21 protein-coding genes are annotated in these 26,235 nt (G+C 61.4%); 7 read left to right on the top strand and 14 right to left on the bottom strand.

Going from position 1 to position 26,235, the window contains the following annotated elements; genetic code table 11:
* Nucleotides 1-88 precede the first annotated feature (88 nt).
* From HUK73_RS02845 to HUK73_RS02835, 3 genes are all read right to left on the bottom strand, one after another.
* The gene (locus HUK73_RS02845; RefSeq protein WP_176590543.1) at nt 89-1,183 is read right to left on the bottom strand and encodes a zinc-binding dehydrogenase; all 1,095 of its coding nucleotides are present in this window, start codon (nt 1,181-1,183) and stop codon (nt 89-91) included.
* Between the two features lie 21 nt (nt 1,184-1,204).
* Nucleotides 1,205-3,592 (bottom strand): TonB-dependent receptor, encoded by a 2,388-nt coding sequence (locus HUK73_RS02840; RefSeq protein WP_176590542.1) that lies wholly within the window; start codon nt 3,590-3,592, stop codon nt 1,205-1,207.
* 285 nt (nt 3,593-3,877) lie between these two features.
* Nucleotides 3,878-6,124 carry a TonB-dependent receptor gene (locus HUK73_RS02835; RefSeq protein WP_176590541.1) on the bottom strand — a complete coding sequence of 749 codons (2,247 nt, stop codon included), beginning with the start codon at nt 6,122-6,124 and terminating at the stop codon, nt 3,878-3,880.
* Between the two features lie 225 nt (nt 6,125-6,349).
* On the opposite strand from HUK73_RS02835, the gene HUK73_RS27100 reads away from it, so the two are divergent.
* The 3 genes from HUK73_RS27100 to HUK73_RS02820 all read left to right on the top strand — a co-directional run bounded on the left by HUK73_RS27100 (nt 6,350) and on the right by HUK73_RS02820 (nt 11,145).
* Complete coding sequence (locus HUK73_RS27100; RefSeq protein WP_176590540.1) at nt 6,350-7,939, top strand: GMC family oxidoreductase N-terminal domain-containing protein; 1,590 nt, start codon at nt 6,350-6,352, stop codon at nt 7,937-7,939.
* Between the two features lie 44 nt (nt 7,940-7,983).
* Nucleotides 7,984-9,462, top strand: coding sequence for an aldehyde dehydrogenase (locus tag HUK73_RS02825; RefSeq protein ID WP_176590539.1), 1,479 nt, complete (start codon nt 7,984-7,986; stop codon nt 9,460-9,462).
* A gap of 78 nt (nt 9,463-9,540) precedes the next feature.
* The gene (locus HUK73_RS02820; protein ID WP_176590538.1) at nt 9,541-11,145 is read left to right on the top strand and encodes a GMC family oxidoreductase; all 1,605 of its coding nucleotides are present in this window, start codon (nt 9,541-9,543) and stop codon (nt 11,143-11,145) included.
* An 87-nt stretch (nt 11,146-11,232) separates the two neighbouring features.
* Here HUK73_RS02820 and HUK73_RS02815 read toward each other — a convergent pair whose 3' ends face one another.
* The 8 genes from HUK73_RS02815 to HUK73_RS02780 all read right to left on the bottom strand — a co-directional run bounded on the left by HUK73_RS02815 (nt 11,233) and on the right by HUK73_RS02780 (nt 17,361).
* The gene (locus HUK73_RS02815) at nt 11,233-12,450 is read right to left on the bottom strand and encodes an acyl-CoA dehydrogenase family protein (protein WP_176590537.1); all 1,218 of its coding nucleotides are present in this window, start codon (nt 12,448-12,450) and stop codon (nt 11,233-11,235) included.
* Between the two features lie 71 nt (nt 12,451-12,521).
* Nucleotides 12,522-13,172, bottom strand: coding sequence for an RraA family protein (locus HUK73_RS02810; RefSeq protein WP_176590536.1), 651 nt, complete (start codon nt 13,170-13,172; stop codon nt 12,522-12,524).
* Nucleotides 13,173-13,177: 5 nt separating this feature from the next.
* Nucleotides 13,178-13,846 carry an RraA family protein gene (locus HUK73_RS02805; protein WP_176590535.1) on the bottom strand — a complete coding sequence of 223 codons (669 nt, stop codon included), beginning with the start codon at nt 13,844-13,846 and terminating at the stop codon, nt 13,178-13,180.
* Between the two features lie 10 nt (nt 13,847-13,856).
* The gene (locus HUK73_RS02800; protein WP_176590534.1) at nt 13,857-14,174 is read right to left on the bottom strand and encodes a 2Fe-2S iron-sulfur cluster-binding protein; all 318 of its coding nucleotides are present in this window, start codon (nt 14,172-14,174) and stop codon (nt 13,857-13,859) included.
* 49 nt (nt 14,175-14,223) lie between these two features.
* Nucleotides 14,224-14,607, bottom strand: coding sequence for a RidA family protein (locus tag HUK73_RS02795; RefSeq protein ID WP_176590533.1), 384 nt, complete (start codon nt 14,605-14,607; stop codon nt 14,224-14,226).
* Nucleotides 14,604-15,236: an RraA family protein gene (locus HUK73_RS02790; RefSeq protein ID WP_176590532.1), complete on the bottom strand. Its 633-nt coding sequence runs from the start codon at nt 15,234-15,236 to the stop codon at nt 14,604-14,606. Before HUK73_RS02790 ends, HUK73_RS02795 begins: the two co-directional genes overlap by 4 nt.
* Nucleotides 15,237-15,269: 33 nt before the next feature.
* Nucleotides 15,270-16,265, bottom strand: a complete 996-nt coding sequence (locus HUK73_RS02785) for an extradiol ring-cleavage dioxygenase (protein WP_176590531.1) — start codon at nt 16,263-16,265, stop codon at nt 15,270-15,272.
* Nucleotides 16,258-17,361 (bottom strand): amidohydrolase family protein, encoded by a 1,104-nt coding sequence (locus HUK73_RS02780; protein ID WP_176590530.1) that lies wholly within the window; start codon nt 17,359-17,361, stop codon nt 16,258-16,260. The genes HUK73_RS02785 and HUK73_RS02780 overlap by 8 nt, the downstream gene beginning before the upstream one ends.
* Before the next feature lie 255 nt (nt 17,362-17,616).
* On the opposite strand from HUK73_RS02780, the gene HUK73_RS02775 reads away from it, so the two are divergent.
* The 3 genes from HUK73_RS02775 (at nt 17,617) to HUK73_RS02765 (ending at nt 21,833) form a co-directional block, all read left to right on the top strand.
* A complete protein-coding gene (locus tag HUK73_RS02775) occupies nt 17,617-19,812 on the top strand; it encodes a CoA transferase (RefSeq protein WP_176590529.1) in 2,196 nt (731 codons plus the stop codon).
* 63 nt (nt 19,813-19,875) lie between these two features.
* Nucleotides 19,876-21,384, top strand: coding sequence for an aldehyde dehydrogenase (locus tag HUK73_RS02770; RefSeq protein ID WP_255326172.1), 1,509 nt, complete (start codon nt 19,876-19,878; stop codon nt 21,382-21,384).
* Nucleotides 21,385-21,419: 35 nt separating this feature from the next.
* A complete protein-coding gene (locus tag HUK73_RS02765) occupies nt 21,420-21,833 on the top strand; it encodes an ester cyclase (RefSeq protein ID WP_176590528.1) in 414 nt (137 codons plus the stop codon).
* 76 nt (nt 21,834-21,909) lie between these two features.
* Here HUK73_RS02765 and HUK73_RS02760 read toward each other — a convergent pair whose 3' ends face one another.
* The 3 genes from HUK73_RS02760 to HUK73_RS02750 are packed head-to-tail and all read right to left on the bottom strand — an operon-like array spanning nt 21,910 to nt 25,281.
* Nucleotides 21,910-22,929: an aromatic ring-hydroxylating dioxygenase subunit alpha gene (locus HUK73_RS02760; RefSeq protein ID WP_176590527.1), complete on the bottom strand. Its 1,020-nt coding sequence runs from the start codon at nt 22,927-22,929 to the stop codon at nt 21,910-21,912.
* Nucleotides 22,922-24,532: an AMP-binding protein gene (locus HUK73_RS02755; protein WP_176590526.1), complete on the bottom strand. Its 1,611-nt coding sequence runs from the start codon at nt 24,530-24,532 to the stop codon at nt 22,922-22,924. Before HUK73_RS02755 ends, HUK73_RS02760 begins: the two co-directional genes overlap by 8 nt.
* Nucleotides 24,529-25,281 (bottom strand): SDR family oxidoreductase, encoded by a 753-nt coding sequence (locus HUK73_RS02750; RefSeq protein WP_218036199.1) that lies wholly within the window; start codon nt 25,279-25,281, stop codon nt 24,529-24,531. The genes HUK73_RS02755 and HUK73_RS02750 overlap by 4 nt, the downstream gene beginning before the upstream one ends.
* 191 nt (nt 25,282-25,472) lie before the next feature.
* On the opposite strand from HUK73_RS02750, the gene HUK73_RS02745 reads away from it, so the two are divergent.
* The gene (locus tag HUK73_RS02745; protein WP_176590524.1) at nt 25,473-26,231 is read left to right on the top strand and encodes a hypothetical protein; all 759 of its coding nucleotides are present in this window, start codon (nt 25,473-25,475) and stop codon (nt 26,229-26,231) included.
* Nucleotides 26,232-26,235 lie beyond the last annotated feature (4 nt).

The following is a 26,235-nucleotide window of genomic DNA, read 5'->3' as shown; positions in this document are numbered from 1 at the left end:
GATGACAGGCAGGGAAAGGCGGCTTTTGATATTTTCGATTGACACAGTTCACCTTTGTTCAGTTTTGGCCCGGCGCTGGCATGCGCTTTCAGAAAATGATGACGGTGCGGATGGATTCCCCCCGCAACATCGCATCGAATCCTTCATTGATCCGTTCCAGCGGCAGCCGCTGGGTGATGAGCGGCTCGAGCTGCAATCGCCCTTCCATCACAAGGTCGACAAGGCCCGGCAATTCGCTGCGCGGGCGGACGTCGCCAAGCATCGACCCTTTCCATGTCCGGCCGTTCAGGATGGTGATCGCCGGAATGCTCAGCGCCTCGTCGGCAGCCCCGGCCCCGATCGCGACGCTCACCCCCCATCCGGGACGGACGCTTTCCAGCGCCTGCACGCCGACCTTCGGATTGCCGATACATTCGAAGCTGTAGTCCGCGCCGCCGCCCGTCATGGCTCGTAGATATTCGACAAGGTCCCCTTCGGCATTCTGGGGCATGACGAAATCCGTCGCGCCGAACTGTCGCGCAAGTGCTTCGCGCCTGTCGTTGATGTCGACGGCGACAATCTGCCGCGCCCCAGCCATGCGCGCCGCCTGAACCACATTCAGCCCGACGCCGCCCAGACCGAAGATGATGACGCTCGATTGCGGCCTGACCTGGGCGGTCTTGAAGACCGCGCCCACCCCGGTCATGTACCCGCATGCGGCATAGCATATGCTGTCGAAGGGCGCGTCCTTGCGGATCTTGACCACCGCGATGTCACGCACGACCGTATGGTTGGCGAATGTGCTGGTGCCCGATTGCATGTATACCGGCTTGCCACGCCAGGTGAAGGGCGTGTCAGTCCGCTCGAAATTCGCGTACATTTCAGAGCACAAATTGGTGCGGCCTGAATTGCAGTTTACGCACTGGCGGCATTCGGGCACCGCGACAGGCATGACATGATCGCCGGGCGCGACACTGTCCACGCCCGGCCCGACCTCCAGCACCACCCCCGCGCCTTCATGGCCCGCAATGGTAGGATAGGGAAATAGTGGAAGGTCGCCGCTGATCTGGTGCCAGTCGGAATGGCAAAGCCCGGTGGCGCGGATTTCTATCAGGACTTCGCCAGGGCCCGGGCCGCGAACATCCACCTCATCCACCACCAGAGGCCTGCCGGGTTCGACACATATCGCGGCGCGGGTCTTCATCTTCAATCCTTCCTGGAGCCCCTAAAATTTGAGACGGGCTTCGACTGTGAACGTGCGGGGCTCTCCCGGAATCTGCACGTTGATCTGATAGATCTCGCCAGCAGGCAGGCCGCCGACGAAATAAGTGCGGTTAAAGGCGTTCTTGACATTGGCCATCAGGGACCAGCCGCTGGCCTTATGCTCGATACCCGCGCGGAAATTCGCGACTGAATAGCCACTTATGACCGTTCCGACATTATTTTGCGACCGGGGGGAGATAAAGGATTTGGTCTGCGCATAGATGTCGCCGTGCAGAATCCCCGTCAGCGAACCGGACAGGGGCATGGCGATGTCAGCATAAAGGATGCCCGTCCATTTCGGCGTATCGGGAACCTGGTCGAACACCTGGTTCTGTCCATTGGCGGAGGCCGGTTCCGAACCGAATTTCGAATTGATATAATTGGCGCTGCCGCCCAGTGTAAGCCAGGAGGCCGGTTCGATCGATCCATCCAGTTCGAACCCGAACGCCCGTCCCTTCGGAACATTGACGGTGACGGCCGCAGGGCCACCGGAAGCCAGCAGCGTATAGGCCGTGCGCTGACTGTTCGATATCCACTGATAATAGCCGGCAACGTTCAGGCGCGTCCTCATGCCCGCCATATTGCCGAAGAATTTTGCGCCCACTTCCACGTCGTCCACCTTTTCCGCCCGGAACTGGTCGCCGCCCACGTCGCCGAAGCCGACGATCGATGGCGATGTCCCGACAAAGCCACCGCTCTTGTAGGCGCGGCGCGTCGCCGCATAGAGGAACAGTTCGTTCGACGCCTGATATTGCAGGCCGAAATTCCAGCTCAGCCGATTATATTTTACCGATTGATCGAGATCGAAGGCCGGGTTGGGCATGACGATGTCGTCGTCGCCCGCCAATTTCTGCTTGCGGACCTTCTCGCTCGTATAGCGCGCACCGACCATCGCCGAGAGGCCAGTGTCCGTCAGCTTATAGGTAATCTGGCCATAGCCCGCATAGGTACGGTTGGTCAGGCGATAATGATCGACCGACAACGCCCCGCCGAACAATATGTCGAAAAAGGCGGACTTCGAGAGGCTGGTATAGCGTTCGTGGGAATAATAGAAGCCCAGCACATAGTCCAACCGCCCGTCGACTGCCTTCCCCTGAAGCTGTAATTCTTCGGACAATTGCTGCGTCAGCGTATGATAGGCTTCGTCGACAGTGCGGCCGGTTTCACCCAGGGCATAAGGGACGCCATCGGATTCAAGGCTGAAAACTTCTTTCAGGCGCGTAAAGCCGAAGATATTCTTGATGATAGTGTCCGGCGCCACGTCGATGGTCGTCGCGTTGGTCAGGATGACATTGTCGGTATTGTACACATTTGCGGCGTCCGAATTGACGACGAACGGCCCCCTGGCCCGTTGTGCCGCGAATTCGCCCTGAAGCCCCGTATCGGGATGCCGGGGATCGGCGAAATAGGCATCGTAAAATTGCGCGGCGACCGCTTCCGACTGACCGGTAAACGCAGCCAGGGTCGCGATGCCGGTTGCCCGGTCGGCCGGCGTCGAGGCGCCCGCATAGAGCAGCGTCGACGGAATAAAGGGGGGCGTACCGGGTGCGCCGAGCGGCAGCAGCCCGCTCAGAACGCCCAGCATGCTAGCGCCCCGTGCGTTATAATAATCCACCATCAATTCGTTGCGAACGGCCGGACCGAACTGCGTCGTCAGGCTGCCGCGAAGGCCATAACGCTTGCCGTCGCCTTCTCTCTCTCCATCCAACAGATTATGCTGGAAGCCGTGACGTTCGGCATAAAAGCCCGCAACCCGCAGCAGCAACTGGTCCGAGACCAGCGGCGTGTTCACCGCCCCCTCGAACTTCAGCGCCCCATGGTCCCCCACCAGCGCACTGCCATATCCCTCGAACGCATTGGTCGGCTTGGCCGTGCTGAACAGGACCGCTCCGCCCGTCGCGCTTCGGCCGAAAAGCGTGCCCTGCGGGCCTTTGAGCACCTGAATCGATTCCAGGTCATAAAATGCCGTCGATCCCCCCGATCCACCGATCTGGACTTCGTTGATATAGGGCAGCACGCCGGGCCGGGTGCCGCTGAAGGCATCCTGCGAATTGCCGCGGATCGAATAGTTGAGCTGGTTGGAATTGGTTCCGGCGCGCACCGACAGGCCCGGAACGGAAACACGCAGATCCGCCTCGGAAACAATCTGCGCATCGGCCAGCCTGTCCGCCGACAACACCGCCACGGTTACCGGGGTCCGGGACAGGCTAGTGTCCTTGCGTTGGGCGGTGACGATGATGTCCGCTTCCATCTCCCCCGGTGAAGCGACCTTATCCTGAGCCTGCGCTGATGAAAATGGCACGATCCAGGCCGCGCTGGCCAAAAGAATTGCGTTTCGAAATGCCGACATGTCTGTCCTCCCCTGAAGACCGTTTGGTTCTTGGCGAAGGCATATATTATCTTCAGCATCTTCAAATCGTCTTCGCCACATGACTATCCTGTTATTACATCCGTAATTGCGTTTGGTTTTGTCTTGAATCAATCTTGTGAAATTGAACCAGTGAAAAGGCAAATGCAGCTGACAGGATGTCCTGTCGGCTGCATTTCTCATGTGATAGTCAATCTGGCGTGACTTCCTACCGCAATCGGTTTCGACTTTCTTCGTTTCGACTGCCCATGTCCGATGACGAAGTCTTCAGAACTTCATGCCGATCGAACCGCCGAATGTTCTTGGTGCACCAAGCGAAACCTGGTCCGATCCGAACGACGCCTGGGTATTGGCTCCGCCGATGAGATAGAATTTGTCGAAAATATTATTCGCCCAGAGAGAAATTTCAAAATCGCCTATTTCGTAGAGGATGCGCGCATCGACAGTCGTATATTGCTTCTGCCCATCGCGCGACGCGAAGAATCCGGGGAATGAATTCTTCCCATTCGCCGGATCAAACCAGTAACGGCTGGTATAACTGGCATTTGCGGTCAGCGTCAGCTTGGAATCGCTATCGTCCAGCGCGACAATGTCGATGCCGCTGCGGATCGACAATTTGGGTGCGAAGGGGAACCTGTTTCCGCCCACGTTGAAATTGGACACCTGCTGGTCGATCCCCGACGCATAGCGCGTATTCAAATATGTTCCCTGAAGACTGAGCTTCAACCGGTCCGAAGGCCTGATAGAAAGGTCCAGCTCCGCCCCGTAATTGCGTCCCTTCAGTCCCGCCAACGCAGCATAGGCAGCTGCGGATGTGGGTGGGTTGCAGGTCGGACAGGCCGGAATGTTGATCAGGCTCTGCACCTGCTGGTTCTTCAATTTCATGTAGAAGACGTCAAACGCGAACTGGATCATGGGATTGGGCGATCCCTTGATGCCCGCCTCGATATTCTGGGTTTTTTCGGGACCCACGAAATTCAGCTCGATCGGGCTGAGAAGCTGCACGCCGTTGAATGCGCCGCCGCGATAGCCCTTGCTGTAGCTGGCGTAAAAGCGGACGTCCGGCAGGAATTCATAGGTGACGATGAAACGGCCTGTAACGCCGTCCGTCTTGCGCTTCGCCGCGGGCTGAAGCGGCATCGTGAAGAATCCTGTCGGTGGTCCGCTGACAGAACCGGTCACCAATTCCGTCTGCGCATCCTTGAATTGGATGCTGTCCTTCGTGTAGCGCAGGCCGCCGGTCAGTTCCAATGCATCGGAAAGCGCGTAGGTCACGTCGGCGAATATGCCATAGGTATCACGGATCTGCGTATAACTGTTACGCAAATAGGTGGTGCCGAAGCCGACATTGAATATCTGTTTGAACTTGTCCCATCCATAATTGACGCCGGTGGTCAGTTGAAGCGGCCCGGCGTCATAGAAGATGCGAAGATCCTGACTGGCCTGGTCGGTGCGGGGGAAAATGTCCGACCGGCAAATTTGGACCGGGGTTGAATCGCAATCGTTCGACACCCGTCCCTTGGCCTTTCCATAGGAACTGATCGACGTCAGCGACACATCGCCCATGTCCCAGTTGAGGGTCAGGCCGCCATAATAGTTTCTGGCGCTATGCGGGGCGAAGAAATCCAGTTCCGCTTCATATTTCGAAAGCCCAGCCCTGGAATAATAGCCCACATCATCGCCCGGAGCCACGCCAACGGGAATGGCCGCTGGGACCGATCCTTTGAAATCCGTATAGTAGAGACCCAATGTGGCCTTGAAATTGGAAGTGGGTTTATAGGCCAGAAGGAACCTGCCCGCGGTTGTGTTGTCGGATCCGAATGTGTCCGGTCCGGTCGCCCCCACATTTTTGACATAGCCGTTTCTCTGGGTCTGGAGAAACGCCACCCTGATCCCCAGAACATCGTCGATCAGCGTCAGGTCGGACGCGCCGCGCAGTTCCAACCGGTCGTAATTTCCATATCCGACACTAATATTTCCATGATACTGTCCACCTTGCAGTCCTGGCTGGTTGGAAATGAAGTTTATCGCGCCGCCGGTCGTGTTGCGTCCATATAATGTCCCCTGCGGACCTTTGAGGACTTCCACGCGGCTGAGATCGAACATCTGCGATCCCGGATAAGTCGTGAACGTCTGGTATATTTCGTCCTGATACAGGCCTACGGGGACGAGCACGTTGAGATTATAGTTGTTCGCAGGACCGATGCCCCTGATCGACAGATTTTGCCCTAGGCCGCCCGTGACTGACGTCACCCTCAAATCCGGCACCAACGCCATCAATTGGTCCTTGGTCGTGATGTTGCGCTGCGCCAGTTCATCGCCCGCCGTCGCCAGGATCGCGGCAGGAACGTCCGAAAGCCGCTGCTCCCGCTTCTGCGCGGTCACGACAATATCGGCGATGGCCGCCCGGTCGCCGGAACCGGACACCTGCTGCGCCAGGGCCGGAACGGCCGCCGCAGAAAACACCACAGTGCCCATCAGAAATGCGCGCAGACTTGTTTTGTGAATTACCATATATCCTCCCCTTTCCGAAGCCGATCCAAAAATCGCCTATGGAATACCGTCTAATTGGCCATGTTAATCAGCGGTCATTTTTAGAGGATATTACTTACTTTCCTGCGGGCATCATCAGCAAGACACATGCTATCAAAGCAAAACTTCCATCACGTTCATGATCTTTGCACTCCCGGTTAGCGCACGCCTCCCGGCTCCCCTAGGGTCAGGCTAGGAGAGCAGCCAGTGGGTCCAGAATTCGACTATATAATCGTGGGGGGCGGCAGCGCGGGATGTGTGCTGGCCAACCGGCTGTCACGGGACACGAGGCACACCGTCGCACTGATCGAGGCCGGGCCGCCGGACAGAAATCCGTTCATTCACATCCCGGCCGGCTATGTCATCAATCTCGGCAGCAAGCGGCTGGACTGGCGATATGAAACCGAGCCGGAGCCCGAACTGGAGGGCCGCCGGATAGGCTGGCCGCGCGGCCGCGTCCTGGGCGGCTCGTCCGCCTTGAACGGGTTGATGCACGTCAGAGGCCAGCAAGAGGATTATGACGGGTGGAAGGCTACCGGCAACGATGGCTGGGGCTGGCATGATGTCCTGCCTTATTTCGAACGGCTGGAGGATCATGGACATGCCGCGCCAACGCGCGGAACGGGCGGGCCGCTAAATGTCGAAACGACGCCGCCCGACCTGATCTCGGACGCATTTTGCGACGCGCTGTCGTCCATGGGGCTTTCCGGGCGCGACATCAATGCCGGCCAGCAGGAAGGCTACGCCTATGTCGAAAAGACGACACGGTCGGGCCTGCGTCAATCGTCCGCCGTCGCCTATCTGAAACCAGTCCGTCATCGCAAGAATCTGACGGTCTTCACCGACACATTGGCGGAAAGGATCATTTTCGAAGGCAAACGCGCGCGCGCCATCCTGTGCCGGTCGAAGGGCGCGGTTCACACAATCCGATGTCGCGGCGAAATCATCCTGTCGGGCGGCGCGATCAATTCTCCCCAACTGCTTGAACTTTCGGGAATAGGCGATCCGGCGATCCTCGCCAGATACGGCATCGATCCCGTCCATCCCGCGACCCGCGTGGGCGAAAATCTGCAGGATCATTATGCGGCCTTCGCGACCTACCGCGTAAGTCAGCCAGTAACGCTCAACCAGCGCGCATCGGGCTGGCCGCTGGTCAAGGAAATTGCGAAATTCCTTCTCTTCCGGGACGGGCTGCTCACCCTCGCCCCCGGCGCGCTTCTGGCCTTCATGAAGTCCCGACCCGGTCTATCCCGTCCCGACATCCAGATCGGCATCATCCCCGGATCGCGCAATCCGCACAGCAATGCGCTTGAAAAGGAACCGGGCATGACCTGCGCCGCATTGCAGATGCGTCCCGAAAGTCGGGGGTCCATTCACATCCGCTCCGCCGATCCGGGCTCAGCGCCGATCATCAGGGCAAATTATCTGGCCGCCGAAGAGGATCGCCGGGTGACGGTCGACGCCCTGAAGATCTGCCGGGAAATCGTGGCTCAACCGGCGCTGGCGCCGTTCAGGGGGAACGAAACCATGCCCGGCCTGTCCCTGCGGACGGATGAAGAGCTGTTGTCTTATGCCCGGACGGCGGGGTCCACCGTCTACCATCCTGTCGGCACATGCGCGATGGGTCCCGGCCCGGACGATGTGGTGGACCATCGGCTGCGCGTGCGCGGGGTGGAGGGGCTGCGCGTCGTCGACGCGAGCATCATGCCGACCCTGGTATCGGGCAATACCAATACGCCCACGATCATGATCGCCGAAAAGGCATCCGACCTCATTGCCGCTGACCTGAAGATTTAGGCGGCCACCAGATCAGCATTACCGATAACTTATTGGAGATTGTCATGTCTCAACAGTTGGAAAACGATATCGATCAGAATGTCGGGGCCAAACTCATGCGGATCAACGGCCGCTCGGTTCCGGCGCTGTCGGGAAAGACGATCGACATTCACGATCCCAGCACCGGGCGGATCATCGGCACGACCCCAGATGGCTCCGCCGCCGATGTCGACAGCGCGGTCCAGGCCGCATCGCGCAGTTTCCAGTCCGGGGTCTGGCGGAAAATGCCCGCCGCCGAGCGCGCAAAAATCCTGTGGCGCGCCGCCGACCTGATCGAAAGCCATGCGGACGAGATCGGCCGCCTCGAGGCGCTCAACAGCGGCATGCTCCACAGCATGGCGCGGTACATGCCGGCGGCATCGGCCGAATATTTTCGCTATTATGCGGGTTGGGCGACGAAGATCCACGGGATCACATCCAACGTATCGCTGCCCGGCATGCCCCTGCACGCCTATACGCTCAAGGAACCCGTCGGCGTATGCGGATTGATCGTACCATGGAATTTCCCGCTGACCCTGGCGTCGACCAAATTGGCCGCGGCATTGGCCGTGGGCTGTTCATGCGTGTTGAAACCTTCGGAAGAAACCCCCTTCACCGCGCTGAGGCTTGCCGAGATCCTGGAAGAAGCCGGTCTGCCGCCGGGCGTTCTGAACGTCGTGACGGGCTATGGCGAAACCGTCGGCGCCGCCATCGCCGCGCATGATCAGGTCGCGAAGGTCGCCTTCACCGGATCGACCGCGGTCGGCAAGGCGATTGTACGGGCGGCGGCCGGAAACCTCAAGAAGGTCACGCTCGAGCTGGGCGGCAAGTCCCCGGTCATCGTTTTCGACGATGCCGATCTGGATGCATCCGCGGCTGGCATTGCCGCCGGCATTTTCCAGCGTTCCGGCCAGGTCTGCGTGGCCGGTTCGCGCCTTTATGTCCAACGCAATTCCTTCGACCGCGTCGTGGGCGCGATTGCCGAAGCGGCCTCCGGGATGCGCGTCGGGTCGGCATTCGATCCCGACGCAAACATCGGGCCGCTCATTTCCCTGCGGCAGCAGGAGCGCGTTGCCGACCTGATCGCCAGCGGCAAGACGCAGGGCGGCAACGTCGTGCTGGGCGGCAATGCCTCCGAAAATGGCGGATATTTTGTCGATCCCACCATCGTCACGCATCTGCCCAACGAAGCGCGCCTGTTGAAGGAGGAGGTTTTCGGACCGGTATTGGTCGCGTCTCCCTTCGACGAACTGGACGATGTGCTGCACGATGCAAATCAGAGCCAATATGGCCTCGCCGGCTATGTATGGACACGGGACATCGCCAAGGCGCATCTGACGGCGGAAAGGCTGGAGGCGGGCCTTGTCTGGCTGAATTGCGCCATGGTTTCCGACCCGTCCCTGCCCGCCGGCGGCTACAAGCAATCGGGCTGGGGTCGCGAACTGGGCCGCGAGGGGCTCGACGCCTATCTGGAAACAAAGTCCGTCGTCGCTTCACTCGGCTGACCGGGCGAGTGCCGGGATGGGAATCCAAGGATTTCCACCCCGGAAAGTCATTGGACAATCTTCGCAAATGGAGCGTGCATGGACAGACCCGACTATATTGTCGTCGGCGCCGGGGCGGCGGGATGCGTGATCGCCGCTCGGCTGAGCGAGGATTCACGTCGGCAGGTTGTCCTGCTGGAGGCAGGCGGCGCGGAACATCATCCCTGGATCAGCGTGCCGGGCGCGGTCATGTATGCGCTTGCCACACCGAAATTCGACTGGGGATTTCATTCCGAACCTGACCCCACGCGCTGCGACAGAACCGAACATTGGCCAAGAGGGAAGGTGGTCGGCGGCAGCACCTCCATCAACGGCATGGTGTTCGTGCGCGGGCAGCAGGCGGACTTCGACGATTGGGAAAAGGCAGGCGCGCAAGGCTGGTCCTATCGCGACGTTCTTCCCTTCTTCAAGCGTGGGGAACGAACCCTGTTGGGCGACGACGCGACCAGAGGACGTGACGGGCCGGTGAACATTGTGGAAGCATGGCGCATTCCCGAAGCCACCCAGCGGTTCATCGACGCGTGCGAAAGCATCCAGATCATGAGGACCCCGGACTATAACGGCGCCAGTCAGGAAGGCGTCGGCCCCTGTCAGGCCAATGTCCGTCGCGGCCGCCGGGACGGCGCGGCCCGCGCCTATTTGAGGCCCGCGCTCAGGCGCAGCAATCTGCGCCTGATGAAGCGAGCGCAGGCAACACGCATCCTCTTCGACGGGAAAAAGGCGATCGGGGTCGAATATCAGACCGGCGGATCGCGCCATCGGCTCTATTGCAATCGCGAGGTCGTTTTAGCTTGCGGCGCTATCGGCTCCCCTCACCTTCTCATGCTCTCGGGGATCGGCCCGTCCGCCTCGCTTGCCCGGCATGGCATCCCGATTGTCCATGACAATCACAATGTCGGCATGAACCTGATAGATCATCCGGCCTGCGTCATCGCGCGCAACGTCACCATGCGCTCCCTCAACCGCGAAGGAAAGGGGCTTCGCCGGCTTTGGAACGCCGCCCGCTGGATGGCATTCCGGTCCGGCCCGGCCACCGCCATCGCTTCCCAGGGACTCGCGTTCGCCCGGACATTGTCGTCATCGCCCTATCCGGACGTACAGATCACCTTCAGCAGCAGCGCCTATACATTTGCCGGCGGCAAGGTGCGGCTTGCGGACACGGATGGCGTTATGATGTGCGTCAATGTCAGCCGTCCCGAAAGCCGCGGCCATATCGAACTACGCTCTGCCGATCCTTTCGATGCGCCCGCCATTTTTCCGAAAATGTTCGATGATCCCGCCGACCTCGAAACCCTGCTCCGCGGCACGCGCTTGGCGGAACGGCTATTCTCGACGCCTTCGTTCAAGGACGTCGTTACAGGATCGGACAGCGCCGCCGAAGGACAGACAGACGACGAACTGCGCGCGTTTCTGCGTGCCAATTCCAACATCATCTATCATCCGGCGGGAACCTGCCGCATGGGCGGTGACGATGCGGTCGTGGACCCCCGGCTCCGCGTCAATGGCATTGCGAACCTGCGCGTCGCCGACGCATCGATATTTCCGTCGATGGTCAGCGGGAACACCAACGCGGCCAGCATGATGATCGGCGAAAAAGCCGCCGATATCATAGCGAAGGATGAAAGCTCTTCCGACCGGAAATGACGGAAATCCGTCGAATGCCAAAAAGGCTGGCGCGGCCAAGCCGATGCGCCCCGGGAGCGCATTGCAAGACCGCGCCAGCCCTCCCCCTCAACCGGTGATCTGCCTGCCCAGGAACCGCCGCGCGATGATCCATTTCTGAATCTCGTTGGCGCCTTCGTAGATTTCGCCGATCTTGGCGTCGCGATAGATCGCCTCGAGCTGTTTTTCTTCCCCGGTGCCGCCCATGGTCCGAACGAAGCCATAGGCTCCGCTGACCTGAATCGCATCACGCACGACATCGACGGCCAGACGCGATCCGGCAACCTTTGCCATCGCGGCCAGCATCTCGACATTTTCTCCGGCGTCGAACATCGCGCCGGCCTTTTCATAGAGTGAACGCGCCTGCTCGATGGCAATGGCGTGATCGGCAAAGGTCATTTGCCAATGCTGGAAGCCACCCAGCTTCTGTCCGAAAACCTCTCGCGTCCGCATATGGTCGGACGCGATATCGAACGCGGCTTGCGCCATGCCTATCCCCACCGCGCCGATGCCCATTCTACCGAGCATCAATGCGCCCAGGGCGGCGCGCAGGCCGCCACCGACCTCGCCGACCACATGGTCATCCGCCACGAAGCTGCCATCGAACCTGACGTCCGAGGTCAGTTGGGGGCGATTGCCCATCTTCTGGTCGGGATCGGCGACCGACACGGCATTGTCATGCATGTCGAGCAGGAACAGGGATTGAGACTTGTCCCCCGTCCTGGCGAGCACGAGCATGTAGTCGGCGGCGACGGCATTGGTTATCCAGCGCTTCGTCCCGCTAATCCGCCATCCGCCATCGACCTTGCGGGCCACCGTCTGCATGGCGCCGGGCGACAGGTCGGTGGACGCGGCGGGTTCGCTCGTGGCGAAGCTGCACACGATCTCGCCGCGGATCATGCGCGGCAGATATTGCTGCCGCAAAGCCGGGCTGGCGCGATCCAGCGTCTGTCCGACCAGAATGAGCGGCGCATCCAGCAAGGCGGAAGCGATACCGGAGGAGAAATAGGCCACTTCCTCAATGGCGACGAGCAGGGACAAGGTCGGGTGCTCAAGTCCGCGTCCGCCCACATCGCGCGCAAAGGGAATGCCCAATATACCTGCCTTCGCGAACGTTTGGAGGACCGCGCGGGGGAAGTTGGTGCGGCTCTCTACCGCTCCGTTCAGATCATGCGCAATGGGGCCCAACAGCTGCTCGCAAAGTTGCCGGACTTCCCCGCGCACTGCCTTGACCTCATCGGGCAGGAAAAAGTCCGCGCGCAACTGATCTCCCGCACGATCAGCCATAATATTCGCTCCCTTGCAGCAGGCCGTCCAGAAAGATCGTCAGGCCGGCGTACCGTGACGACGGGCGATTTTCAGCGCCGCGTCTGCAACGCATGATAATTATATTGCGCCCTCGCTTCGCGAAGATCCGCGCCATTTTCCACCGCGGCCCGGATCGCTTCCTCAGCCTCGTGGATTTCGCTCGCCACTTCCAGCACGGCCTCTAGCGAAACCTGGGGCACGACCACGATCCCGTCGCCATCGCCCCGCAACCAGTCGCCGGGGCGGACACGGATGCCGCCGATCTGGACGGGTTCCTGCGTCGCTTCCAGCCGGACGCGATCCTTGCCCGTGCGCATCCAGTTGCCGCGCGCGAACAGGGGATAGCCAAGAGCCAAGGCGCGATCCACGTCGCGGCAAATGCCATCGATCACCGTGCCGGAAATCTTGCGGCGCGACGCCGTCGCCGTCAACAGGTCGCCCCAGACCGTGACATCGGTCCGGCCTCCATTGTCGATCACGACGACCGAGCCTTCCTCGATATCGTCGATGAAATCGCCGACGGTGCCGCCTTCATGGCCGATGGGGGCGTAACGCAATGTCCACGCCTGACCCACCAGGCTGAAGCTGCGATCGAGCGGCATGATCCCCGCGCATTGGCAGGCTATGCCAACGCGGTCCATAGCATCGCTCAAATCCGTGCAGCTGAGCGATCCCAGGCGGTGTGCGACAGAGGAACCCACGTGCTTCAATCCTTCTTCAACATTGTTTCATAATTGGCGCCCATCACCTCGACGAGCGGTTTTCCGGATCGCACCGCATCGGCCATGAGTTGCTCCTTGCGGACGATCGTCTCGGCCTTTTCCAGCACCTCCTCGATCCGGTCGGAGGGGATGAAGGCGACGCCGCTGCCATCGGCGATGACCAGATCGGCGGGCGAAACCGTCACGTCGGCAATGGCGACCGGCACATTCCAGTCATGTTCGATCACCCGCCCCCGCGCGGTTCTTGCGGTCGTTCCGAGCGCATAGATGGGCAGGCCCATCTCCCTCGCCTCGTCAATGTCACGGCACGCGCCATTGATCACCACGCCCCGCGCGCCCTGACGCTTCGCGCCGAGAGACAATATTCCCCCCCAGCCCGCGACATCGAGACGACCGCCATGTGCGACGACAATCACATCATCGGGTCCGGAGGCATCGACCGCCGATGTCCCCAGATGCCGTTTGGTGGCCCTGCCATCATCCTCGCCGAGTTGCACGGTGATGACCCTGCCCGTCACCTTCCCGGGCGCACTGAAGGCGCGGAGCCCCTGCGTCAGTCCGGAAATGCCGAGGGCGTCGAGGGCGTCGGATACGGCGCAGCAATCCAGCCTTGCCAGACGTTCCAGATGATCGGCACGGGAATCTTCAGCCATGGGAATATCCTCAATCCTCGGGAGCGATAATGGCGTGGAGACCGGCCAGGTCCGCATTCAGCACGATCTGGCAGGCCAGGCGCGAACTGGATTGCCGGTGCGCGGAACTGTCGAGCAGATCGTCCTCATCTCCCTTCATCGGCTCCAGCAATAAAATCTGCGCATCGTCGACATAGACTTGGCAGGTGGAGCATGAGCAGCATCCGCCACACAGCGCCAGCATCTCGTCGAAGCCGGAGTTGCGAATGGCCTCCATCAGCGTAACGCCTTCCTCGGCCTCGATCGCCTTCGTCTCTCCACTGCGAGAGGTAATGTTCAATCTCATCAAATTTACCTTCTGGTCTCAGCAAAGCCAGGCACGGGCCAAGTCCCGGATGTCATTCCGCCACGGCAAGAAAGTCGCATTGCGCCAGCATCCCTCCAGGCAAGTCATATGTCATGACGTGCCGAGCAGGCCGGGAAGCGGGATCGGGGAAATGGGCAAGCCACAGCTCGTTGATATGCGGGGTGCATTCACGGCTGGTTACCCAGAATGTCATCTTGACGATGCGTTCAGCCGAAACACTAGCGGCCTGCGCCACCGCCATGACATTCGTGAACATCAGCTTCACCTGACCTGCGGCATCGGCCGGCATCACGCCGGTCTCGCGGTCGACGCCCCGAATGCCGCCCGACGCCACGATATTGCCGACCCGCGATGCAGCCGGGATCGGAAAGCCGGGATGGCCCAGCCCTTCCACTTCAATGCTTTGCCGGGTCATTGTTCTTCCTTCAAAATACCCGGTAGGCCGTATATGGCCAGCGTCGTCTCGCCTGCGCGCAGCCTGCGGAAATAATCCTGCTCCGCCGCGTCGCGGGCGCGGCTTTCTGCGACGGTCGCCTCCGCCCTGTCGGCGGGCACGATCATGACGCCGTCATCATCGGCAATGACGAGGTCTCCGGCCTCAACGGTGATGCCGCCGATAGCGACCGCGCCGCCGATCTGGCCCTTGCCCAGCGGGTCCTTGCCCGTGCCCCGGATGCATATGTTCGACGCGAAGACCGGAAAGCCTATTTCGGCCATCCTCGCGGCGTCGCGAACGCCGCCATGAATGACCAGCCCCCGGATTCCGACCGACTGGGCGGCAACCGCCATGACTTCCCCCCAATGGCCGAATTCGGCCGCATCCCCGCAGTCGATCACCAGCACCGCCCCAGCGGGCGCTGCATAAATGGCATGGTGGAGAAACAGATTGTCACCCGGCGGCGACTGGACCGGGTAAGCCGGGCCGCAGAGTTTCAGACCAGGCGCCACCGGCTTGATGATCGAGGGCAAGGCGCCGATCTTGCCGCTCGCTTCATGCACCGTGGCGCTCGAAAGGCCGGCTGCGGACTCAAAGTCAAAAGCCACGATCAGCCTCCTCGGCCATGCAAACGCCGCGCCTCATTTCCAGACTCCGAAACCCAGCCCTATGCCGGTGCCCGCTTCGGTCCTGTACACCGGCATATATTCCGACCAGCTGTAGCGAAGGTGGCTGAACGCCCCACCTGCCATGATCCAGCACAAAATCTCGGACGAGCCCGCGCGCAGGGCCTCCATCGGCACCGCACCGAGCGCATCGCGATCATGCTGCTTGAGCGCCTCCAGCACTTGCAGATCAAGCGCCTCGTCCGTGACGAAATGGCTCAGTCCACCCGACGCGACCACGGCGACGCGCAACGAATCCGGCATCGCCTCCACGACCTGCCGCATCAGTTCGCCGATAAGATAGCAGCGGCCTGGCCGGATGACATTAGGCGGATAATAGGTGTTGAGCAGGATGGGAACGACGGGCACTTTGCCTTCGTCGAGCAAACGGCGGGCCACAAAGCCGAAGGCATGCCCGAATGCCGCTTTCCTGGGGTCATTCACAGAGGATGCGACGCCCAGATCGACACCCGCATCCATCAGCCCTTCCACCAGTCGCAAGGCGAAATCCGGTGCGCCGGGGAAGCGGTTCGTCGTTTCCATGGCATAGCCGCCGATGGCCTGTTCCATCCAGGACGGCGGCTGGCTCACCAGTTCTCCAAGCGGCCGCATGACCACTTCGTCGCCATAATAGATCGCAAGGGCGGGCGTATTCCCGGCCTTGTACAACTCCTCCTGATCATCTCCGACGATGAGCACCACATCCGGCCGAGCCGCCCGGACCTCCGCCGCCAGCCGGTCGAGTGCGGGGCCGGTCTTCGCCGCCTGGGCTTCCAGACTGGCAATGCCTGCCTCCTCCGCATAACGGGGACCGCGCTCCAGCAGGAGCTCATCATAGCTGACCGATCGGCCGTCTGACAGGGTCAGTTCCGGGTTGCGCTTGTCATCCTCGGCGCGCTCGCGCCAGGTCCCGGCATCGAAGGTCAGAAGCGGCGAATGGGATGTGCATATACCGAGTACGATCTCAGCCATCGAGACGCCCTTCCACAATATCCCGTGGAATCCGCGTGAATACCTTAAGCGCGTTGTCCTGATAGAGCTTGCGCCGGTCCTCGACGGTCAGCGTGTCCAGATTGTCGATCGTGAACTTAAGGTCGTCCATGGGCCGGCCCGTATTGAGGTCGATCCCGCCGCCGCTGCCGGGCCGTTCGGTGCCGAACAGGCATCGATCCACGCCGACCTTTCCGAACAGCAGCTTCATCGATTCCGGATCGTGAACATCGGTGTCGAAATAGAATTTCTTCAGCATCTCGTCGAAGGTCACCAGTTCATCCGGCGCCTGCGGAAGCGGCTTTCCGGCCTTCGCCGCCGCCTGCAGATCCTTGAGGAAGGCGGCTATGGAGGGGTTTTCCGCAGCCTGTGTCATCAGCCAGTGCGAGCGCCAGCGGCCAATCTGGTAGGGAATGGCGCCACCCCCGTGCGAAACGATGATCTTGAGGCCAGGATGCCGGTCGAAGATGTCGCTATGCGACAGCTTCGTGATCGCCATGCTTTCTTCGGTCGCGAAATGCTCGTCATAGGTTTCCCGACCGCAGCATCCGGCGCTGTGGATCAGGGCTGGCACGTCCATTTCCGCCAGCCTTTCCCATAGCGGATACCAATATTCCTCGCCGATATGCGGGGAATCGCCCTTGCCCTCGCTCGGGTCCGGGTTGAGCAGGATACCGACAAAGCCCAGTTCGTTGATGCAACGATCCAGTTCCCCGAACACCGTTTCGATCGGCATGCCGTTGACCTGGGGCAAGGCGGCCATACCGCGGAAACGCTTGGGATATTTCTCCACATTGGCGTGGATGATGTCGTTCTGGAGCCGGACCCACAGGTCGACGTCGTCGAAACGGTTATGCGAATGCATGAGCGTGAACGGACGCGGCGAAATGATCTGCATGTCCGTACCGACATCGTCCATCGTGGCGATGTTCTTTTCGAGCGCGGCGTCGAGGTCGGCCTGCGGCAGCATGGCCTGCAGCCATTTCAGCGAATGCTGGCCGCCCGACACCTCTAGCCCCGCCCTGATCCCCAAAAGCGAAAGCGGAGTCACGAGATGGGCATGTGAATCAATGATCATTCGGATACCTGCATGGCTGACTGATGGCGAATTGCATGTGGGCATTGGGTAGGCGTTCGGGGTCGGCTTGGCTTGCTTGACATGGATGAGCGGGCGTTCCGCTGGCCACCGAGGGATGATCGTCACGCCCGATGGACGCCCGGCAGTGTCAATTCGTCCTTTCCATATGAGAACAGTCACGATCCCGCGGACATCTATACTGCGCCCTTGCATTTTCAGGCGACGATGCGCTGATGCTGGCAATAGGATGAACATATGCAGCACGAACAGGAACTGCCGCTTCACGGGATCGAAGTGGTCGATTTGGGCTTTGGGCACGCCGCAGCGCTGACCGCCAAGTTTCTGGCCGACAGTGGTGCCAGGGTCGTTCGCCTGGAACCCGCACAGGGCGACCCCTTTTACGAGATTTACCCGGCCTATCGCGCCTGGCGCAGCGCCCTGGCCGAAGTCGCGACGGCAACGCCGGAACGGATCACCGCCGCGCTCGCGTCGGCCGATATCGTCCTGGCCGGTGGCGAGCAGCTGGTCGGCTTCCAGCCGATCGAAATTCCGGTTTCGGACCAGAGCCGCAATTATATCCTGGTCGAATTGCAACCCGGCCTCAGCGATGACGGGCTATTCCTCGACAAGGGGTCGGCACCGCCGTCGTCGGACCTGCTCATCCAGGCTATCAGCGGCATGATGTACGAAACCGGGCTCGCAGAACCGGCGGTGCTGGGATATTCGGCCTCAGGTCTTGGCGGATGCCTTCAGGCGCTGATCGCGATCGGCACCGCGCTGTTCATGCGCGAGCGCGCTGGAAAGATCGCCTCCGTCAGGGTCGGCCTCCTTGAAAGCGCCCTGACGACATTTGCGCCGCTGTGGAGCTGGGCGGAGGAGGAACCCTTGTGGTTCAGTTTCAACATTCCACGCTCCGCCCGCCCTATCATAGCGCGTTGCAACGACGGCAAGTTCGTGCATGTCGTGCTGGGATCGCTGGGCGCCAAATACCGCCTTTACAAATTGCTGGGCATCGAAGCCGATCTCGACCCTTCGGACCCCGGCCTGCCTGATCCGTCAATGCCGGGCGACCAGTATTTCGGGGACATACCCCTCATCTCGGACCATATCGCCAGGTGGAACAGCGGCGACCTGCTAGCAGCCTTGGGCAGTGAAAAGATCGTGGCCGGTCCTGTGCTGTCCTATGAGCAGGCGACGCGTTTGCCCCAAGTGCAACATAACGGGATCATCCGCGAATATGACGGAGGATACCGGCAGCCCGGCCTGCTGATCCGGTTCGACCCCGCAGCCACGAAAAGCGACCGCGAGGAAAGCGACGGACGGACGGGCGATAAGGCCCTCGCCGGTGTTCGCGCAGTCAATTTCGGCGCCTATGTCGCAGGACCGACGGCGACCGTGCATCTCAAGGACCTGGGAGCCGAGACGTTCAAGGTCGAGAACGGCAAAGGCGATCCGATGCGCGGGTCGGCCAAATTCTTCGCTGCGGCCAACCGGGGCATGCGTTCCGCCACCATCGACATGAAGGACGATCAGGGCCGGGTCATGGCCCAGCGCCTCATCGAAAGCGCCGATATCGTGTGCAGCAATTTCAAGGTCGGCGTGGCCGAACGCATGGGCATAGACGGCGTAACCCTTCTCGATGCCGACCCGGGCAAGATCGTGCTGTTCAATTCCGGCTTCGGCTCCACCGGTCCCATGTCCGGCCTGCCAGCATTTGATCCGATGATGCAGGCGTTGAGCGGGCTTGAACTGCGTGCCGGCGGCGCCGGCAACCTTCCCGCCCTGATCCGCACGATGCCGGTCGACACCGTCGGCGGCCTGTTGGGCGAAATAGCCATTCTCTTCGCGCTGATCTTCAGGGAAAGAACGGGTCGCGGCGCCGCCATGGAGGTGCCGCTGCTCAACGCGCCCTGGATGATCATGTCCGACATCGTGTTTGCGCCCGACGGATCGCTTGTCGGCCCGGTGGAGCTGATGCGGGACCGCCGCGGCTATACGGCGAACGAACATGTCTATCGGACCGAGGACGGCTGGGTGGCCCTGTCGGCGCGAACCGCTGAAGAAAGGCAGACGCTGGCAACGATGTTCGCTCTCGGCGAGCCGAACGACTGGTCACAGGCCATTGTCGAAAAGATCGAGGCGGCGACCACCTCCATCGCTACCCGCGACCTGCTGGCAAGGCTGAAAGGCGCGGGCATCGAGGCAGTCGCCCCGGTCGACACGGGGGGCCGCCCCATCATCGACAGCGAAGTGCGGCGCGGCATGGGGCTGAACTATGCCGAGGATCGCGGCGCCCTGCGCCATGTCCGCGGCATCGGCCACGGCTTCGTGATCGAGGGCCATGACATCCGCGCGACGGGCCATGTCCCGGTACTGGGCGAAGCCAATGACTATCTGCTGGAAGATCTGCAAATCGGGGCCGAAGGCCGGGCGGAGCGCGAAAGGACATAGAATGGACCTCCATGCCGCGCGTCTGCACGGCATGGCCGCAATGCTTCTGTAGAGGCTTCGATAATGAAGAATTTCGGGAAAGGGGTGGTGCAAGCCGTGAACATGATCGACTTCAATCAACGGACTATTGGCGAACGCCTGATGCTGATCGGAGGACGGCGGGCACCTGCTCAGTCTGGTGCCACGATGTCGATCCGGGACCCCGGCACGGGCGAGACGATCGGATCGGCCCCACGCGGTGCGGCGGAGGATGTCGACGTGGCGGTCGATGCCGCGCGGCGCGCATTCATGGACGGCCCGTGGGCCAGGACCAGTGCCGCTGACCGGGCCCGGATCATGTCGCGCTATGCCGATCTGGTCGAGCAACATGCCGAGGAACTGGCCTTCCTCGAATCCCTGAACAGCGGCATGCTGTACGGCATGGCGCTGCACATGGTCGGCGAAGTCGTCTCCTACCTGCGCTACTATGAAGGCTGGGCGACCAAGATCCACGGCGTGACGAGTGAAATATCGAACGCGCAAACCGGCGAATTTCATGCGTACACGCTGAAACAGCCTATCGGCGTGTGCGGTTTCGTGACGCCATGGAATTTCCCCATGTCGATCGCCATGATCAAGATCGCTCCGGCGCTCGCGGCCGGTTGCACCTGCGTCCTCAAACCGTCGGAGGAGACGCCCTTTTCTTCCCTGCGCCTCGCCGAACTTGCTCTGGAAGCGGGCCTGCCCGAAGGCGTGCTGAACGTCGTGACCGGCTACGGCATCGAAGCCGGCGCGGCCATCGCCGCCCATCCCGGCATTGCCAAGGTCGCCTTCACCGGATCGACAATAGTGGGCAAGGAAATCGTCAAGGCAGCGGCCGGAAATCTGAAGCGGGTCACACTCGAACTGGGCGGCAAGTCCCCGGTCGTGGTCTTCGATGATTGCGACCTCGATGCCGCCATACAGGGCGTGGCGACCGGCATCTTCGTGCGCAGCGGCCAAGTCTGCGTGGCCGGTTCGCGCCTCTATGTCCAACGCAAATCCTTCGACAAGGTGGTCGAGGGGGTCGCGGCCATCGCCAGCAGCATGAAAATCGGCGATCAGTTCGCATCCGATACGCAGATCGGCCCGATCATCTCTGACAAGCAATTGCAGCGGGTGAGGTCATTGGTCGAAACCGGGCCTGGCGACGGCGCGGAAATCGTGACCGGCGGCAGGGCGGTTTCCGGCGCCGGTTTCTATTACGAACCGACAGTGCTGGCCAATCCGAACCCGGATGCGCGGGTGGTCCGGGAAGAGATTTTCGGCCCCGTGCTATGCGCATCACCGTTCGATGACATCGAGGATATCGCCCGGATCGCCAATAGCACCGAATATGGCCTGGCGTCCGCGATCTGGTCGCGGGATGCCGGAAAAATTCACAAGATGGCGAAGCGGATCGACGCCGGCGTGGTCTGGGCGAACTGCGCCTTTGTAACCGACACGTCCCTTCCCATAGCCGGGCACAAGCAGTCGGGCTGGGGCGGCGAACTGGGACGAGAGGGGCTTGATCCCTATCTGTCGACAAAGTCGGTCTTCGTGAAGCTCGACTGAACTGTTCGCGCCATGCTGTCGCGGGATGAACGGACATGAATGAGGAAGTCTCGCGCAATGAGGCGCTGACGAGGGTATATCTGGTCAAGGGATGGGGCGGAAACCGGCCCGAGGTCCTCGACCGGATTCTGTCGCCCGCATGCAGGCGGCATCTGCATGGCGCGGTCACCGGCGGCACGCAGGCAAAGGCGACGCTCGCCGCCTTTCGTGCTGCCTTTCCCGATGCCACGGTCGAAATCGAACTGTTGTTCGGCAAGGATGATTTGGTCGTTTGCCGATCGATCACGAGCGGCATCCACAGGGGCGATTATCTGGGCATATCGGCCAGTGGCCGAAGCGTCCGGATCAGCGCCGTGGACTTCTTCCGCTTCAGCGACGGCCGGATCGTCGAAAGCTGGCACAATGTGGACGAAGTCGCATTGCGGCGCGATCTGGGGCAGCAAATCTGATCATGGAGAGGTGAAGGGAGCGCTTGACTGTCCGTGACGATCAAGCGTGCAATTGCCGCACTTCACCTGCGTACCGTCACGCCATTCCCAATGCGTTCAGGACACGGGATTGGAAATAGGCGGTTCCGTTTTCAAGATCGGGTCGTAGCGGACCGGACTGGAAATTGCCGCTGGCATAATTGCCCTGAACGAGCTTGCAGGCCATCACGTCATCGCGAAAGATAGCCTCGGTGGCCTGGATGACCCGTTGCCTTGCATCCTCGTCCAGCGGAGCGGTGGGTTCGAACAGATATTGGTAGTGGATTTCGAAGGACATCGGGCCCGTGGGCTCGACGCGACTGAGCTTGGCGCCGCCCGGAAAAGTCGAGAATGTGCAGTTCGGCCAGATCCAGACCCACCGCCCGCCGAAATGCATGCCGTCGCCGGGCGCCGCCAGGGTGACCGTGTTCTCCCCGGCCGTCACCGTGTAATTCCAGATTGCGACACTCTTGTCCGGCGCATGGACGATGGGAACGTGATAATTCTCCGTGAACTGGTCGAAATAGCATTTCCAGTTGACGTCCGCCGCGAATGTGCTGTGCCCCAGCGTCTTCATGCTTTCCAGGGGAACGGACGCCAGCAAATCGGGCAAGTCGCCCAATTGGCGCTCAAGCGGCTCGACGGGATCGATGGCGGCAAAGATCAGCCCACGCCATTCGGCGACGGACACTTCCTGCAGCGGGTAGAGCGCCGGGTCCAGCGGGGATGGTTGCCCGAACCAGGGCATGTCCGTCAGGTTTCCGCATGTGTCGAATTTCCAGCCATGATAGGGGCATTGCAGAGCGTCGACGCAATCGCGCGCTTCTTCCACCAGCCGGGCGCCGCGATGCGGGCAAGCATTGCGAAAGGCGCGCAGGACGCCATCATCGCCCCGGATCAGGATAAGGGCGGCCCCGGCGACGGTAACAGGCAGGCAGGCCCCTGGCCCATCGACCGCATCGCGCAGGCATATCAATTGCCAGCAGCGCCGGAAAATCGACGACCGCTCGCGCTCGAAAATTTCGGGAGCGCAATAGAGGTTGGCGTCCATGCTCCGCAATTCATCGGGTTCAGTCACCGCTCGCTCCCCGCATCTCGTCCTTGCTGCGGGGCAACAGGCTGCCCAGCGCCTTGCGATCGATCTTGCCGATCGCGGTCAGCGGAATTTCATCGACGACGTGAAATTCCTTTGGCACCCAAATGGCGCCGCGCGCACTGCGAATCCCGGCGCGCAATTCCTCTATGTCCACGCTTGCGCTGGGCTTCACGACCAGAAACGCGGTGACCGCCTCACCCCATTTGGGGTCGGGAACGCCTATCACGGCGGAAAGGGCGACAGCCGGATGCGCATTCAGCACATCCTCCACTTCGCTCGGATAGACATTGAACCCGCCCGTGATGATGAGATCGCTCGTCCGGTCGACGATGGTGTAATAGCCCTCTGGCGACCGCACCGCGACATCGCCGGTATGCAACCAGCCGCCGGCAAAGCTTTTCTCATTGGCATCGGGCCGGTTCCAGTAACCGTTCGAGACAAGCGGCCCCCGCACGCACAGTTCACCCGGACGCCCCGGTTCAACCGGCCTGCCTTCCTCGTCCAGCAAGGCGATACGGACAAGCGGGGTGGGATATCCGCATGATGCGAGTATTCTTGCATTGTCCGGGTCATGGTCGCCCTTGCGCAGGGTAGTGATGCACATCGGCGCTTCCGTCTGGCCGTAAAGCTGGCAAAAGATCGGCCCCAACCGTTCGATACCCTCCCGGAGGCGGTCAGGCGACATGGGTGCCGCACCATACATGATCGTGCCCAGCCCCTCCAGCCGCTCGCCCGTCCGCGCCAGATGATCGAGCAGGACATAGATCATCGTCGGCACCAGGAAGGTGCAGTCGATACCTTCGTCCCTTATAAGCGCGCAGAAGCTTTCGACCCCGAACCCTTTGGTCAGGCGCACCGATCCGCCACGGCTCAATACCGTCGGGATGACGGCCCCACTCGCATGGCTGACAGGCGTCACGGCCAGGAAATGGGGTTGCGGAGGCAATTCCCAATCGATGCCCTGAAGCACCGTCACCGCCAGCATGACGCGATGGGGCCACATGACGCCCTTGGGTTTTCCCGTGGTGCCGCCGGTGTAGAACAGGCGGACGACATCTTCCGCCTGCGCCTCGTCACGCAGGGGCGCGACCGTGGCGGCGGCCATGGCCTCGACAAAATCCTCCGCGCCGTCAACCGCGCCTAGGGCGAAAATCCTGCGGAGCGAGGGGATGCGCTCCCGCAACCCATGGAGCGGCCATTTCAGTACGCCCCCATCAACCAGCAGCATGCTGACGCCGGAGTCCGCCAGAATGAATTCATGCGTGTCCTGCGCCGCCATCGGATGGAGCGCGGTGTAGCTGAGACCCAGCAACATCGCCGCATATTCGACCGCCACCAGTTCGCAGCGGTTCGCCGAGAGTATGGCTATGCCCTGCCCCCTTTCCAGTCCGTTGGATCGCAAGACGGTCATGGCCTTGCCGATCTGCCGGCCCAGATCGTCATATGTCCAGCTGACCCTGTCATCGACCAGCGCCACGCGGGGGCCATGTCGGGCGATGGACGTACAGATCAGGCACCCCATCGTCGCTCCGTCGGACCGCGCCGCCAGATTGTCGGCCCGGTCAGTTTTGCCGGCCTGCGTCATCCGCCCACTCCCAGCGGCGTTACAATGCCGCCATTGTCGATCACAAACCGTTGCCCGTTGACATAGCGGGACTCATCGCACGCCAGGAACAGAACCAGATTGGCCACATCGCGGGGATCGCCGGCGCCTTTCGCCGCCCGCGCCCGGAACTGCGCCGCCGCTTCCGGTTCAAGCGTCCTGCCCATCGTATCCAGACTTTCCTGGAACATCGGCGTGTCAAATGCGCTGGGATGCACCGAGTTGCAGCGCACGGGTATCGAATTGACCTTGCAATAGACCGCAACGCTGCGGGTATAGGCCTCTATTGCTCCCTTGGCGGCGGAATAGGCGGCGGAATAGGGCACGCCCTGGATCGACGCTATCGAGGACATGTTGACGATGGCGCCGCTCCGCATCACGCGCAGGGCATGCTTGCAGCCGAACACGGTCGCGTCGATACTCGCGGCCATGACCGCTCGATAATCCGGCTCAAGAATGCTGGCGGGCGTGCTAGGGATCGATATTCCCGCATTGTTGACGAAGACGTCCAGTTGGCCATGGCGCGCCATCACGCCATCGACCAGCTGCGCCACGTCAGCCTCGATACTGACGTCGGTGCGAAGGAATTGCGACATATCGCCAAGAGACCCGACCAGCGCCTCACCGGCTTGCGCGTCCGTATCGGCGATGACGACAAATGCGCCCTCGGCCACGAACAGACGCGCATCGGCGGCGCCCAGCCCCTTGGCCCCGCCGGTTATCACGGCCACCTTTCCCGACAATCTACCCAACGGAACTCTCCAATCGCAACTAGCGATAAATTGGCCTCTCTCAGCGCGGCACGCTTGATCGAAATGGCTGTTCACGCATGCGTGGCAGGTGGCCGGATTGCGGGCCAGGATGCACCGAAATAGTTTCCACCCGGACACAGCAAATGCGCAAGCAGCAGGGAGGAGCGTCCATGGAATATCTGTCGGTGGATGAGGCACGGGACAAGCCGGGCCTGCGGCTGGTGCTGACGGCCCATGTTCCCGGTCCATGGGGGCAGGCGGCAAAGGCGGTGCTTGGCTTCAGGTCCGTCGCCTATCTCCCCGTCGCCCAGATGGCTGGTGAGGCGAATAACAAGCTTGTCGACTGGACCGGGATGCGCAACGCGCCCATCGCCGTGCTTGACGACGAACCGCCTTGCAGCGGGTGGCTCGAAATCCTGTTTCTCGCCGAACGGCTGGGACAGGGACCATCGCTCCTGCCCGCCGATCCGGAGGATCGCCAGATCTGCCTCGGCATCGGCGCGGAAATCTGCGGCTTCTGGGGCCTTGGATGGTGTCGGCGCATTTCGATGTGGACATTGAGCGGTCCGGCCAAGACCAGCGGTTCGCAAGGATTGCGCGATCAATATGGCTATTCGCCGGTCACCGCCGCCAGCGCACCCGAACGGCTGCGCCAGATATTGTCCGGGCTCGACCACAGGCTGGCCGCGCAACATGCGCTCGGACGCCGCTATCTGGTGGGCGACAGGCCGTCAGCGGCCGACCTCTACTGGGCCAGCTTTTCGATCATGTTCGATGTACCGGATCATCTGGCCGATCGGATTCCCGCCTATCAGCGTGCGATGTACGATACATGCGAACCACGGGTCGCCGACATACTCAGCGACCGCCTGATCGCACATCGCGATCATATTTTCGAGGATGTGATCGGATTGCCGCTGGAGTTCTGAAAAA

The sequence above is a fragment of the Sphingobium sp. EM0848 genome (genome assembly GCF_013375555.1).
GTDB lineage: Bacteria > Pseudomonadota > Alphaproteobacteria > Sphingomonadales > Sphingomonadaceae > Sphingobium.
Note: the sequence above shows the minus strand (reverse complement) of the source record. Positions and strands in the feature narration are given on the sequence as shown.